We start from the raw sequence: 13,013 nt of genomic DNA on the forward strand, positions 1-13,013 counted from the left end.
ATAATTTACTCAACAATACAAACCTCTGTCAATATCTTTGAGTCTACATCCTTACGGAAAGTAATTTTAAATTTTTCACTAAACTTTCTTGAATATATATTTTCATAGGTTAGAAGTATATTTCTAACACATACAGCACCTTGATCAAATAATTCCTCCTCAGTCTCACTCAATTCATCAGTAATGTGCATATATTTTTTTTCAAAGTAAGATTTGATTATTGATGAATAATTAATATTGTTTTCTAAATCAGGAAATAATGTTAAATTTTTAGCTGGATTATCTGTAACATTATTAACTCTAAAGTCTAAGTAGTATTTATGTGATTGTTCTTGCACAGTAAAAGTTATTGTAAGAATTGGATTTATTGACTGATGTTTATCCTCAATTTCAAGACGTTGATATTCTGCTAATAATTTTTGCTGTTCAACTGTTTTTTGCATTTCTTCTATCTGTAAGTTTAGTGCAACACTAGTTTTCTGTAATTCAATCGCTTGCATCTTCAAAGCTTCAGAATTTTGCTTTAAGCCCTCGCCTTGCTGATAAAACCCCCTTACCAACCAAAAAATGCAAGTGGCGCAAAAGCACCTGCTATAAAATTTCCAAACTCATTTAGATCTTTAGGCAGCAAACCATTATGAATTTTAAAATAGATAAAGATTAACCAACCAAAAGTTATTGCCCATGACAAACAACTTCCAATATTTTCTTTAATCCACTTAATAAAATTTTGATTCATTATTTTTAAAATTCAGTTACTTATTTTCCACTCATCTTATCATTTTAATTTTTAAAGGCATAAAAAAACCCACTCAATCGGAGTGGGTTTTTTTGAATATGGTGGCTATGACGAGACTTGAACTTGTGACCCCCGCATTATGAGTGCGGTGCTCTAACCAACTGAGCTACATAGCCTTAAACTGTGCGCGCATTATGAGTTTTTCTAAAAAAAACGTCAACCCCATAATGCACTGATTGATCAAAATTTGGTGAAGTGAGCCGATAAGCCGGGTTCTGTCGAGAACGATCATTCCTCTAGGCGTACAATCACTCATACGCTCAAGCGACCTACCCGGATCCAGCATGGGCCATGCCTAAAGGATCCCTATTTGGTCTTGCTTCCGGTGGGGTTTACCATGCCATGAACTGTTACCAGTCATGCGGTGCGCTCTTACCGCACCCTTTCACCCTTACCTCCGATTCCGATTGCTCAGCACCATAATGAAGGCGGTCTACTCTCTGCTGCACTTTCCGTCGGCTCACGCCGCCCAGGCGTTACCTGGCACCTTGCCCTATGAAGCCCGGACTTTCCTCCCCTGCTTCAATCACGGAGATCTCCACAGCAGCGATCGTCTGGCTCACTTCGAGCCGCATAGTATCAAATCTGGCAACTAATTGCTTGATGTTTTTTGAGCAGTCAGTTTTTCATACTTGGCTTGAAGCTGTTCCTGCGTCTCTGCATGGTTTGGATCAAGCGGGATACAGTCTACAGGACAGAATAACTGACACTGCGGTTTATCATGATGTCCGACGCACTCGGTACACAGATCAGGATTGATCTCGTAAATGAGCTCCCCCATATAAATTGCCTCATTCGGGCATACAGGTTCACAGACATCACAGTTGATGCATTCATCGGTGATATATAAAGACACGCTACCAACCTTGTTGAAGTTTACGCTCGAAGGCAGCAACCACGTTTGGCGGAACAAACTTGGTTACATCCCCTCTCAAGCGGGCAATTTCACGCACCAGAGTGGATGAAATAAAGGAATACTGTTCTGAAGGGGTTAAAAATACCGCTTCAAAATGTGAATCCAGCTGACGGTTCATATTGGCCAACTGAAATTCATACTCAAAATCGGACACTGCACGTAAACCACGCAATACCGCGGTAGCATTCTGCTCGCGGAAGAAGTTCACCAGCAGGCCATCAAATCCTACAAATTCAACATTGTTCAAATGGCTTAATGACGTTTGGGCCAGTTCAACTCGTTCTTCCAGACTAAATACCGGGTTTTTGTGATGTCCGATTGCAATCGCAACTACAACTTCATCAAACATCTTTGCTGCGCGGGTCACCAAATCAATGTGGCCATTGGTGATCGGATCAAAAGTTCCCGGATAAATTACACGAGTTTTAGTCATCCATTTGTACTCTGTTTATTGTGTAAGTTTCCATTTTAACAAAATCTTCATTTTTTAGTGAAGAAACTCCATCAATTTAAACACTTCAACTCAATAAAAGTTACGGTACAATAGCTGTAACTTTGGAAGTGTCTGATTATGGCGAAAGCAACTGTAGTTAAAAAAAATAACGGCGGAACGATTGCTCTGAACAAACGTGCCCGTCACGATTATTTTATTGAAGAAAAATTTGAAGCTGGACTTTCCTTGCAAGGCTGGGAAGTAAAATCCCTGCGTGCCGGTCGTATCAGTATTGTGGAGAGCTATATCACCTTTAAAAATGGTGAAGCCTTCCTGTTCGGCGCACAGATTCAGCCTTTACTGAGTGCATCTACCCATGTTGTCCCTGAAGCGACGCGTACCCGTAAACTGCTGCTGAAACGCCGTGAAATTGAAAAACTCATGGGTGCGATCAACCAGAAAGGTTATTCCTGTGTACCACTGGCCTGTTACTGGAAAGGCCCGCATGCCAAGCTGGAAATTGCGTTGGTAAAAGGTAAACAGTTACATGATAAACGTGCATCTGAAAAAGACCGTGACTGGCAACGTGATAAAGCGCGTATTTTCCATAAATAATGCCAGCAATAAAAAACCTCCAATGAATGGAGGTTTTTTTTACGGATCGAATTAGACTTTCAGGTTCAGACGGGCCAGTGTCAAGGCAATATATTCACCAAACCAGATCGCGGTTTGTAAATCTCCTTCCGGTGGTGTCACTTCAACAGGTGCATTGTCAGATTGGGTCATGAGGCCCAGAAAGCTCGACATGCGATTCAGATCTGTAGTGGAACGACCTGTCGGCATTAACGGTAGACCTGACCACAACATGCCATGTTGCATCGCAAACAGATTAATCTGCTGCAAGACAGCCAGCTTGTCCCCACTTAAGCCACCACCATTGGTGAAGGCTGCTGCCAGCTTGCCTTGCCAGCTACGTGCCAGCCAGCGCTTGGACGACTGCTCCATAAATAACTTCATGGCAGAAGTCAGACTGCCCATATAAGTTGGACAGCCAAAAATAATCGCATCGGCAGCGTCCAGCACCTCCCAGTCTATATGTTCGACATTCATCATATGCACCTGAACACCGGTTTCCCGTGCACCATCAGCAATAAAATTTGCCACTTTAGCCGTGTGTCCATAAGGACTGTGATAAACAATCGCAACAGATTGGGAAGATAGGGACATAACAATCAAAAACCAAGAATTTCAATCAAGTTTAACATTTTCATGCCATAAACACGAATGTTGCCATGCGTCCGGTTTTGGCTTCACGGCGATAAGAAAAGTATTCATCCGCCTGACGATATGAACACTGATCGCCACCTAAAACAGTCTCAACACCCTGCTGCTGCAAGATGTAACGCGCTATCGCATACAGATCCGCATAGTATTTTCCGGCCTGTTCCCCTGCCTGAAATGCACTGTCCAGTTCAGGATATTTGGAACAGAAAGCTTCTTTGACTTCTGTGCCAATTTCAAAACAAGGCTGGCTAATCGCTGCACCAAGCCACGCCCAGGTAGGCTTGGTTTGCATCGCGGCAATAGTATTTTCAACGATACCGCCTGCCAGCCCACGCCAACCCGCATGCAGATTAGCCACTTCAGTGCCTTCCGTATTACCCAGCATCACTGGCAAGCAGTCTGCCGTCATCATCATCAAGGCATGGGCCTTGCGCTGTGTGACCAGACCATCGCCGACCAATGCCTCGAAAAGCATCTGCTCATTGATGGTATGACAAATGGTGCTATGCGTCTGTGTCATCCAGGTAATTTTGTCCACACCAAAAGGCTCGAAGTCTTTCAACAGCTGGATGCGGTGCTTCTGCACTCGCACCGGATCGTCCTTGACATGCAAAGCCAGGTTAAAGCCGGCCAGTTCTGGCTGGGCTGAAGGCTGTACCTGTTCATGATGAACACGGGTCTGACCCACATAAACGCCTTGAGGCAAACCTTGTACAAATTGCATGTCGCTTCCCTTTTAATGACTGCTAATAGAATGAAAATTAATAGGCTTTGTTTTCGCTACGCAGCACTTCAACCAGATTGGCGAAGTCTTCTGGCCATGGCGCATTAAAGGTCATTTCTTCTTTGGTACGTGGATGTTTCAGACCTAGAGTAGCTGCATGCAATGCCTGACGTTTAAAACCGCGCAAGGTGTCATCTAGCAATTGCGAAGCACCCGCTGGCATACGTACACGTGGCATATAGACCTGATCACCCACCAGACCATAGCCCAGGTAGCTAAAGTGCACACGAATCTGGTGCGTACGACCGGTTTCTAGACGTGCCTGAATACGGGTGAAATGTTGAAAGCGTTCTTTCACATTGTAGTGTGTAACTGCTTCTTTACCGCCTGGCAGGACTGCCATTTTCACCCGATCGACCGGATGGCGTTTGATTGGTTCATCAATGGTACCGCCGGCAATGATGTTGCCGTAGACGATCAGGTCATACACACGGTAAACGGTCTTTTTCTCAAGCTGCTTACTAAGCGCAAACTGCGCTTCCAGATTTTTTGCAACCACCAATAGACCACTGGTGTCTTTATCGATCCGGTGCACTAAACCTGCACGCGCCAGTTCAGAAGATTTCGGATAATGATGCAGCAAAGCATTAACCAGTGTACCAGTCATATTACCTGCACCCGGATGCACCACCATGCCCACTGGTTTGTTAATGACAATAATGTCATCATCTTCATAGACGATATCCAGTGGAATATCTTCAGGCAGACTACGGGTTTGTGCCTCCAGTTCAACGTTTAAAGTCAGGGTTTCAAAACCGTCACTTTTAAATTTTGGCTTAACTGGTTGACCATTCACTAATAAATTGCCGTCTTTGATCCATTGCTTGAGCTTTTCTCGAGAAAAATCGCTCCAGACCATGGCCGCAATCTGGTCGATACGTTGCCCGATATAACTTTCATCCAATTGAAATTGCAACGATAAACGTGTTGCAGTTGCGTCTGAAGTATGGTTATCTGCATCCTCAGAATCTTCAAGTAAATTGAAATCAGTATCAGGGATATTAGAATTGGAAGATTGTGCTTGACTCATTTGCTCATTCAGACAAAAGTGGTTTAATAGTGCAATTGTAGCTCATTGCCCGTATTAACAGAGGAATTTTTATGTCGCTACCACATTATAAAATGACAATGCTTGCTGTGACGTTAGGCATTGCATCGGCAATGGTAGGCTGTAGCAGTAATCCAAAAAAAGAAGTCGTGGACAAAGGTCCAGAATCTAGCGAACAGGTTTATATCCAAAAAGCACAGAACGCGCTAGATCGCAAACAATATACTGATGCAGCAAAACAGCTCGAAGCACTGGAAACCTATTATCCAACCAGCCAGTATGCACCGCAGGCGCAACTGGAACTGCTATATGTCAAATTCCAGCAAAAAGATTATGAAGGTGCAGTTGCACTGGCAGAACGCTTTATCCGTCTGAATCCACAACATCCAAATGTCGACTATGCCTACTATGTTCGTGGTGTAGCGAATATGGAGCAGAACTATAATGGCCTGCTGCGTTATACCTCACTAAAACAGTCACACCGTGATGTCAGCTACCTGAAAGTGGCTTACCAGAATTTTGTCGATTTCATTCGCCGCTATCCATCAAGTACCTATGCTGTAGACGCTGCACAGCGCATGAAGTTTATCGGTCAGGAACTGGCAGAAAGCGAAATGAATGCAGCCCGTTTCAATATTAAGCGTAAAGCATATCTGGCTGCTGTTGAACGTGGCTTATGGGTGATTGAACACTATCCACAAACGCCACAGATTCCAGAAGCGCTGGCAACCGTTGCTTACGGCTATGACAAGCTAGGTGACAAAGCCACAGCACAGCAATATATCGAAGTACTGAAACTAAACTATCCAGGTCTGGTGAATGCTGATGGTACTGTGAACCTGCGTGCAGCACGTAGTGAAGGCAGCTTCTTCAACCGTGCAACTTTGGGTATTTTCGGTAAAGAAGCCAAAACCGTGACCGATACGTCTAGCCAGTCGTCTGAAGCCCAGGCAGAAAAACGCAGTCTGACCAATCGTATGACGTTTGGCCTACTCGATCGTCCTAAAACTAATGAAACTGAGCTACCTGAACCGACTGCTGAATAAGCCAACTGTTACAGGTGCATTTTTGCAAAGGGCAAGTTATCATACTTGCCCTTTTGCATTTTCTGAGCAATGCTTGAACAAATTGTGCAAACAGGTTATACCAATTAATTCATTTATAGTGTTGGATGAATCATCCTACTCTTAATTTTCAATGATTTAACACCTAAATAACGCAGCACGAGAAGCTTAGCAAACCATGGCCATTCCTCAGCATACGATTGATCAGATTCTCGATCGCACCGATATTGTCGATGTGATTGGTCAATACGTGAAACTAAAAAAAACTGGCCGTACCTATTCGGGTTGTTGCCCTTTCCATCAGGAAAAATCGCCTTCTTTTCACGTCTATCGTGACAAGCAGTATTTCCACTGCTTTGGCTGTCAGGCCAATGGTAATGCTATCCGCTTTTTAATGGATATTGGCAGCCGCAATTTCATTGAAGTGATGAAAGACCTGTCTAGCCAGACCGGAATTGAACTGCCTAAAGATAATAAAGATTCCAACCGCTTAAAATACAAACGCGAAGCCAAACCGAAACCGGTTGCAGCACCACCAGCAAAAACTGCGGATACATCTACAAATCCGACGCCTGAACAGTCTGCTTATTTTGATCCATTTGCTGAAATTCAGGCACCTGAAGCTGAATTTTATACAGATGACCCTTTTGCTGCTTTTGAGCAAATGCCTGCAGCAGATGCACAAGCAGATGGCAACTTATACGACCTGCTGGAGAATATCGCGCAGTTTTATGAGCGCCAATTACCCAATAGTCCAAGTGCCCAGCAGTATTTTAAACAGCGTGGTCTGACCGCAGAAACGATTGCCTACTGGCGACTCGGGTATGCACCGGAAGACTGGCAACATCTGGAAAAAGCCTTTCCGCAGGATATTGAAGGTCTCAAACTTTTAGGCCTGATTCGTACTAGCGATAGTGGCCGGGATTTTGACCTGCTCCGTGATCGGGTCATCTTCCCGATTCGTGATAGCAAAGGTCGCGTGGTTGGTTTTGGTGGTCGTGCACTGAATGACGAGATCAAACCGAAATACATCAACTCACCCGATTCAGAAGTTTTCCATAAAAACCAGTTATTGTATGGCCTGTATGAAGGTCGCAAGCAGAAAGCTCAAGACTGGCTGATGGTGGAAGGCTATATGGATGTCATTGCCTTGCAGCAATACGGCATTCATGGTGCAGTGGCCACCTTGGGAACAGCAAGTAATACTGATCACCTAAATATTCTATTCAAGCAGAATCACCGGATTACCATTGCTTTTGATGGTGATGCGGCTGGACAAAAAGCGGCACGCCGTACTTTAGAAATTGCTCTACCCTTACTGAACGATGGACGTGAGTTAAAATTCTTTATCCTGCCGAATGATCATGATCCAGACTCCCTAATCCGTCGTGAAGGCATTGAAAATTTCCGACGTCTGCTGGATCAGGCACCGTTGCTCTCTGACTTTGTCTTTGCCCATCTCACCCAAAATCACGATATTGCAACGCCTGAAGGTAAAAGTCAGGTGATGGGAGAACTACGTCAGCTAACCGAATTGTTACCCAAAGCTGGCTCATTTCGTTATCTGCTGCAACAGTTCTTTCGGGAAAAACTCGGTTTTAGCCGCAAATGGCAACCCAAAGTCAATAATGATGCATCTCTAAGCTTCAGTACTAAAATTGATGCCGAAGAATATGTCATTGCGATTCTGTTGAATCATCCATATCTGTATATCCATTTTGAACCATTACGCGCATTAGTCAGTGAAGATCAATTGCTATTCAAGATCCTGAATATATTTAATGTGATTTTCGATGAATTGCCGGATGATCCGGAACTGTCGACCTATTATGTACTCGGTGCCTGTGCTGCACATCATCATGAGTTACAGCATATCTTGCAACACGCCAATGTCAGCGATTACACCTCTTCTCCCGAGCAGGCAGACAAACTGGCGGCAGACTTCTCGATCAAGCTGCAATATCAGTGTCTACAACACAAATTAAAATCGAAAAAGTTTAGTAGTATTGCGGAGATGAAAAATCTCAAGATGCGGATTTATGAAATTGATAAAAAACGTTCCATGACCTTGCTCGAAGATTAAAAACCAAGAAATAAAAAAGGCGTTTATTTTAAACGCCTTTTAAATATCGGGAAGTTAACTCAAGATCATCTTAATGTTTAACCTTACGGCGATGCTGTACCACGTCCTGTAAACTGTTCTGTAGCATTTCAAAATAGCTTGGATCTTCAGCTTTGGCAGCTTCACGCAGCATGATTGAGGTGGGATGCAGAAGTTTTCGGGTCAAACGATGCGAAAATTCGGCCAATACTGTTTCAGCACTTTCACCTTTGGCAATACGTTGCATAGCAGTTGCCAGTTCTTCCTGACACAGGCTTTCCCCATAATCCCGATAAGCATGAATCGTACTACCCGCCTTACGCAGCTTCTGCTGGGTGATCAACTCGGTCGCCAGTTGATTAACCATGACTTCCGCTTCGACCGCTGCCTGACGACGCTGCGCCAGGTTTTCATCGATCACGCTTTGCAGATCGTCTACGCCGTAGAGATAAACTCCATCCAGCTTTTCAACTTTTGGATCAATATCACGTGGGACAGCCAGATCGACCAACAGCATTTGCTGGTAACGGCGCTTCTTTAAAGCGGCTTTAACATCCGGATAGTGAATGACTTGATGCAAACTACCAGTACAACTAGAAATCACATCTGCACGATGCAGGTTTGCTGCCAGCTGATCAAAATCAATAATTTCTACATCTGCACGATGCGCGATTTCCTGCGCCAGATTCTCTGCACGAGCACGAGTCCGGTTACAGATAATGATTTTTCCAACGCCCATTTCTGCCAGATGTTTGGCCACCAGAGTGTTCATTTCCCCGGCGGCTACCACCATCACAGTCAATTGCTCAGGTCGGCTAAATACTTGCAATGCTAATTGTGCGACTGCATAACCCATTGATACTGCATGACTGCCGACCGCTGTTTCCGAGCGCACACGCTTGGCCGCATAAAAGGCATATTCAAAGATACGATTCAGGTTTTGCGAAACGGTCTTGGATTCTTTGGCAAGGGAAAGTGCAGTCTTGACCTGTCCCAGAATCTGCGGTTCACCAAGCATCAGGGAGTCGAGACCACTGGCGACACGCATCAGATGAGTGACGGCTTGCGCATTCTCATAGCGATAAACGTGATTCTGCAATTGCTTGGGATCAATACTATTGGTCTGGGCGAGCCAGTTCAGCACCATGTCGACATTGTCCGACATAGCGTAAACTTCGGTCCGGTTACATGTAGACACCACCACCATATCATTCAGTACAGGGTGCTGGCTTTGCTCGGCAAGTAAAATGCTTAACTTTTCAGGGTTAAAAGCAATCTTTTCGCGCAGCTCTACAGAGGCAGTTTGATGGTTGACACCCAATGCAAAGAAAGACATATCAGGTCATCATTTCACTAAATTTATGCTATTGTGCAACATCGGTGTCATAAAAAGCATTACTTGGATAAAGAAAAATTGCGTCTAACAACTAGCCGTATAAACGGCCCTACCATTAAGCAATATTCTACCACATTCTTGCTGGTGGTTAGCATGGCTTCAACTGCTCATCTTTATGCAGCAGAAGCAGTTTACCATGCAAATCAAAATTATGATGCGATAAAACAAAGTATGATAGCCGAGTTCGCACTCGCCTATCGCGATATTCCAAACGCTTTACACAACTATACTGTGCTGGCCATTAAAAGCAATTCCACCGCGGTTAAACAGCGCGCACTCAATATCGCCCTCGAACATGAAGACCTGAATGCAGCGCTGGATATTTCTACCCACTGGGTCGTCCAAGAACCGCAAGATGTTCCGGCATTATTCTATCTGGCACATATTGCTTTAAAAGCGCATGAGTACGAACTGGCGGCAGAAACGCTAGAGAAGATCCTGAAAATTGATGATAACGCCGATCTGGAAGAAATTCTGGCCGGGATTGCCCCGGATGAGCCAGATGACCGTGAATATTTAATTCAGGCTCTAAGTACTAGCAAAGCCAAAGACAATCCTTCGATTCTGGTGCTGGTCGCCGGTCTGGAAGCACAAAAAGGTCAGCTAGAACAGGCTCTCAATACCATCAACCGCGCCTTAAAAAAACGTCCAAAGTCGACTGGCTATATCCTGATGAAAGCCAATCTGTTGGCGGCATTGGGTGATGATGCGGAAACTTTAAAATGGTACGAGAAAGCCAGTCGCAAACATCGCAACAACATGGATATTCGTCTGGCTGAGGTTAAATACCTGATCAAGCTGAATGAAGCTGAAAAGGCCTTACAAAAACTAGAAGCGATCCTGAAAAAATCACCACAACACGAAGAAGCGTTGTTTATTGCCGGCTTAACCAGTATTGACCTGCAGCAATATGAACGGGCCGAAAAATATCTGGTTGAGCTCCGTTATTCGGCTCAGTACCAGAATGAAGCCTATTACTATCTGGCGGTCAATGCAGAACGCAAACAACATTATGAAACTGCCAAGGCTTATTACCGCCTGGTGGATGGCAGCCTGTATACGGTCTCACGACGCAATATCATTGCTATCTTTGCCGAGCAGGATAAACTGCATGATGCGCTGCGCTTTCTGACTCAGGAACGGGTCAATTATCCGCAACATGCCAGTTTCCTGTATCTGGCTCAGGCGGATATTTTGAAACGCATGAATAATAAGAACGCAGCGATCCGGATTCTGGAAGAAGCCAGCAAAAACCTGCCGGATGATCCGGAACTGGTCTATGCTCAAGTCTTATTGTTAGATCCACATGAAGATCGTGATCAACTGGATCAGCTGTTAAAAACCCTGCTTAAAATCGAGCCGAATAGTCCAACCTATCTGAATGCTTATGCCTATACGCTGGCTCGTCAAAATCGTCGTCTGGATGAAGCACGGCGCTATGCTGAACAGGCACTGGAATACGCACCAGAACAGGCTTCTATTCTGGATACCTATGGCTACATCTGTTACCTGCAGAATGACTTTGCCACAGCTGCCCAGGTGCTGCTTAAAGCCTATGAACTAAATCCAAGTGCGAAAATTGGTGTCCGTTATGCACGTTCGCTTTATATGAAAGGCGATCTACAACAATTCCATCAAGTGTTACAACAATTACAACAAAACCATCCAAATGACCCAGAATTAAACCAACTTAATTCGCTATTGTTAGCACCACAATCCTGAACGAGTCCATTCTTTTATGCGCAACATAAGTACTTTAGGCTGCTGTTTCCTTACTTCTACTGCCCTACTCATGAGTGGCTGTCAGCAGATGGTTCAGCAAAAAGCTCCTGTCACGCCATCGGTACAGGCTAAAAACCAGTTCCAGCTGCAAGGTAAAATCGGGGTACGAACACCTCAGCAAAGCGGCAGTGCCTTTTTTACCTGGGTTCAGCAGCAGGAAGAGTTTGATATTGAACTGACTGGTATTTTAGGTGCCGGAAAAACCCAGATTTCAGGTACTCCTGGTCAGGTAACTTTGAATAGTGCCAAAACCGGCCTGATCAAGGCAGCAACAGCAGAAGAATTACTGCAACGTGCAACCGGCTGGCAAGCTCCGATTAGCCATTTAGTCGATTGGGTACAGGCACGTCCCGCGACACAATCTGCCCAGATCCAGAAAGACAGCTCACAGCGTATCAGCCAGATTATTGAACAAGGCTGGACGGTAGATCTCAGTTATAACCAGCAGGCAACTTTTCCAAACCGCTTGATTTTAAAGCAGTCACTTGAGAATGGGGGTGAAAACCGTATTACAATGGTAATTCAAAACCGTTAACTGGTCTGATGCAAGCCTATGATGATTCGTGTTCCTTCACCTGCAAAACTGAATTTGTTTCTCCATATCACCGGTCGCCGTCCGAATGGTTATCACGAGCTGCAAAGTATCTTTCAGTTGATAGATTTGTGTGACTGGCTAGAGTTTGAGCAAACAGATGATCAGCAGATCCAGATTGAAGGTTTGTCCTCAGTCGATCTGGAACAGAATCTCATCTATCGTGCAGCGCAGATTTTGCAGCCTTATGCCAAAGCGCCTTCTGGTCTGATCATTCGACTGGAGAAAAATATTCCTATGGGTGCAGGTCTTGGTGGTGGCTCATCCAATGCCGCAACAACCCTGATTGTGCTGAATCAGTTATGGTATTGTGGCTTAAATTCCGAGCAACTGGCAGAGCTCGGTGTCAAACTGGGCGCGGATGTGCCCATTTTTGTTCATGGTCGCAATGCCTGGGCTGAAGGTATTGGTGAACACTTAACATTCATAGGCTTAGATCAAAAACAGTTCATTGTGTTAAAACCTGACTGTTTTATCAGCACTCAACAGCTTTTTTCACAAAAAACGTTGACAAGAGACACGAAGCCCTCTAAATTTTGCGCCTATCAGATAAAGCCATCTGATTTCGGAAATAACTTTGAGCCAGTGGCACGAAGCCTATATCCAGAAGTCGATGAGGCGATGCAATATCTCGATCAATTCGGTGTTGCAAAGCTTACAGGTACAGGTGCTTGTGTTTTTATCGAAGTGACTGATGATATGAATGTGACCGACATTCTTGAGAATGCACCATGTAAATCTTATCTGGTGAACAGTCTGCAAGAATCGCCCTTACGTCATTTCAAGGTTCAATAGGGGTATCGCCAAGTGGTAA

The 13,013-nt window shown here is 44.5% G+C and carries 14 protein-coding genes, 1 tRNA gene and 1 other RNA gene; 6 read left to right on the top strand and 10 right to left on the bottom strand.

Features of this window, described 5'->3' with window-relative positions; all coding sequences use genetic code 11:
• Positions 1-5: 5 nt before the first annotated feature.
• The 6 genes from B3J29_RS15145 to coaD all read right to left on the bottom strand — a co-directional run bounded on the left by B3J29_RS15145 (position 6) and on the right by coaD (position 2,148).
• Positions 6-500 carry a hypothetical protein gene (locus tag B3J29_RS15145; protein WP_227504404.1) on the bottom strand — a complete coding sequence of 165 codons (495 nt, stop codon included), beginning with the start codon at positions 498-500 and terminating at the stop codon, positions 6-8.
• Positions 501-553: 53 nt separating this feature from the next.
• Positions 554-739, bottom strand: a complete 186-nt coding sequence (locus B3J29_RS15150; RefSeq protein ID WP_227504403.1) for a hypothetical protein — start codon at positions 737-739, stop codon at positions 554-556.
• A 99-nt stretch (positions 740-838) separates the two neighbouring features.
• A tRNA-Met gene (locus B3J29_RS15155) sits at positions 839-915 on the bottom strand.
• Between the two features lie 72 nt (positions 916-987).
• Positions 988-1,365, bottom strand: an RNA gene (gene rnpB, locus B3J29_RS15160) — RNase P RNA component class A.
• A 26-nt stretch (positions 1,366-1,391) separates the two neighbouring features.
• A complete protein-coding gene (locus B3J29_RS15165) occupies positions 1,392-1,655 on the bottom strand; it encodes a YfhL family 4Fe-4S dicluster ferredoxin (protein ID WP_034434081.1) in 264 nt (87 codons plus the stop codon).
• Position 1,656: 1 nt separating this feature from the next.
• The gene (coaD, locus tag B3J29_RS15170) at positions 1,657-2,148 is read right to left on the bottom strand and encodes a pantetheine-phosphate adenylyltransferase (RefSeq protein ID WP_034701644.1); all 492 of its coding nucleotides are present in this window, start codon (positions 2,146-2,148) and stop codon (positions 1,657-1,659) included.
• A gap of 138 nt (positions 2,149-2,286) precedes the next feature.
• Between coaD and smpB the strand changes: the two genes are divergently transcribed.
• Positions 2,287-2,763 (top strand): SsrA-binding protein SmpB, encoded by a 477-nt coding sequence (gene smpB, locus B3J29_RS15175; protein WP_034701647.1) that lies wholly within the window; start codon positions 2,287-2,289, stop codon positions 2,761-2,763.
• A 51-nt stretch (positions 2,764-2,814) separates the two neighbouring features.
• On the opposite strand, the gene B3J29_RS15180 is transcribed toward smpB, so the two are convergent.
• From B3J29_RS15180 to rluD, 3 genes are read right to left on the bottom strand one after another with little or no spacing between them, the layout of a single operon-like run.
• Positions 2,815-3,375 (bottom strand): flavodoxin family protein, encoded by a 561-nt coding sequence (locus B3J29_RS15180; protein WP_034701650.1) that lies wholly within the window; start codon positions 3,373-3,375, stop codon positions 2,815-2,817.
• Positions 3,376-3,415: 40 nt separating this feature from the next.
• Positions 3,416-4,156, bottom strand: coding sequence for a peptidoglycan editing factor PgeF (gene pgeF / locus B3J29_RS15185; RefSeq protein WP_034701653.1), 741 nt, complete (start codon positions 4,154-4,156; stop codon positions 3,416-3,418).
• Positions 4,157-4,193: 37 nt separating this feature from the next.
• Positions 4,194-5,246, bottom strand: coding sequence for a 23S rRNA pseudouridine(1911/1915/1917) synthase RluD (gene rluD, locus B3J29_RS15190; protein WP_004784827.1), 1,053 nt, complete (start codon positions 5,244-5,246; stop codon positions 4,194-4,196).
• 71 nt (positions 5,247-5,317) lie between these two features.
• Here rluD and B3J29_RS15195 point away from each other — a divergent pair, with 71 nt between their 5' ends.
• Positions 5,318-6,310: an outer membrane protein assembly factor BamD gene (locus tag B3J29_RS15195; protein ID WP_034170167.1), complete on the top strand. Its 993-nt coding sequence runs from the start codon at positions 5,318-5,320 to the stop codon at positions 6,308-6,310.
• Between the two features lie 196 nt (positions 6,311-6,506).
• The gene (locus tag B3J29_RS15200; RefSeq protein WP_034701656.1) at positions 6,507-8,411 is read left to right on the top strand and encodes a DNA primase; all 1,905 of its coding nucleotides are present in this window, start codon (positions 6,507-6,509) and stop codon (positions 8,409-8,411) included.
• A 70-nt stretch (positions 8,412-8,481) separates the two neighbouring features.
• On the opposite strand, the gene hemA is transcribed toward B3J29_RS15200, so the two are convergent.
• Entirely contained in the window at positions 8,482-9,765 is a 1,284-nt protein-coding gene (gene hemA / locus B3J29_RS15205) for a glutamyl-tRNA reductase (protein WP_034701660.1), read from the bottom strand.
• A 78-nt stretch (positions 9,766-9,843) separates the two neighbouring features.
• Between hemA and B3J29_RS15210 the strand changes: the two genes are divergently transcribed.
• Genes B3J29_RS15210 through ispE form a run of 3 tightly spaced genes read left to right on the top strand, consistent with a single transcriptional unit; the run spans position 9,844 to position 12,994 of the window.
• On the top strand, positions 9,844-11,547 hold the full coding sequence (locus tag B3J29_RS15210; protein WP_034170204.1) for a tetratricopeptide repeat protein: 1,704 nt from the start codon (positions 9,844-9,846) through the stop codon (positions 11,545-11,547).
• Between the two features lie 16 nt (positions 11,548-11,563).
• Positions 11,564-12,142, top strand: a complete 579-nt coding sequence (lolB, locus tag B3J29_RS15215; RefSeq protein WP_034170164.1) for a lipoprotein insertase outer membrane protein LolB — start codon at positions 11,564-11,566, stop codon at positions 12,140-12,142.
• Positions 12,143-12,163: 21 nt separating this feature from the next.
• Positions 12,164-12,994 carry a 4-(cytidine 5'-diphospho)-2-C-methyl-D-erythritol kinase gene (gene ispE, locus B3J29_RS15220; protein WP_034701742.1) on the top strand — a complete coding sequence of 277 codons (831 nt, stop codon included), beginning with the start codon at positions 12,164-12,166 and terminating at the stop codon, positions 12,992-12,994.
• Positions 12,995-13,013: the final 19 nt, after the last annotated feature.

Origin of the sequence: Acinetobacter sp. UBA5984 (assembly GCF_002429925.1) — a bacterium.
GTDB classification, from domain to species: domain Bacteria; phylum Pseudomonadota; class Gammaproteobacteria; order Pseudomonadales; family Moraxellaceae; genus Acinetobacter; species Acinetobacter variabilis.

What these genes read in the sequence shown, in the direction of transcription:
- B3J29_RS15145 (WP_227504404.1), bottom strand. Translation starts at nt 500, where the DNA reads ATGCAAGCGATTGAATTACAGAAAACTAGTGTTGCACTAAACTTACAG.
- B3J29_RS15150 (WP_227504403.1), bottom strand. Translation starts at nt 739, where the DNA reads ATGAATCAAAATTTTATTAAGTGGATTAAAGAAAATATTGGAAGTTGT.
- coaD (WP_034701644.1), bottom strand. Translation starts at nt 2,148, where the DNA reads ATGACTAAAACTCGTGTAATTTATCCGGGAACTTTTGATCCGATCACC.
- smpB (WP_034701647.1), top strand. Translation starts at nt 2,287, where the DNA reads ATGGCGAAAGCAACTGTAGTTAAAAAAAATAACGGCGGAACGATTGCT.
- B3J29_RS15180 (WP_034701650.1), bottom strand. Translation starts at nt 3,375, where the DNA reads ATGTCCCTATCTTCCCAATCTGTTGCGATTGTTTATCACAGTCCTTAT.
- pgeF (WP_034701653.1), bottom strand. Translation starts at nt 4,156, where the DNA reads ATGCAATTTGTACAAGGTTTGCCTCAAGGCGTTTATGTGGGTCAGACC.
- rluD (WP_004784827.1), bottom strand. Translation starts at nt 5,246, where the DNA reads ATGAGTCAAGCACAATCTTCCAATTCTAATATCCCTGATACTGATTTC.
- B3J29_RS15195 (WP_034170167.1), top strand. Translation starts at nt 5,318, where the DNA reads ATGTCGCTACCACATTATAAAATGACAATGCTTGCTGTGACGTTAGGC.
- B3J29_RS15200 (WP_034701656.1), top strand. Translation starts at nt 6,507, where the DNA reads ATGGCCATTCCTCAGCATACGATTGATCAGATTCTCGATCGCACCGAT.
- hemA (WP_034701660.1), bottom strand. Translation starts at nt 9,765, where the DNA reads ATGTCTTTCTTTGCATTGGGTGTCAACCATCAAACTGCCTCTGTAGAG.
- lolB (WP_034170164.1), top strand. Translation starts at nt 11,564, where the DNA reads ATGCGCAACATAAGTACTTTAGGCTGCTGTTTCCTTACTTCTACTGCC.
- ispE (WP_034701742.1), top strand. Translation starts at nt 12,164, where the DNA reads ATGATTCGTGTTCCTTCACCTGCAAAACTGAATTTGTTTCTCCATATC.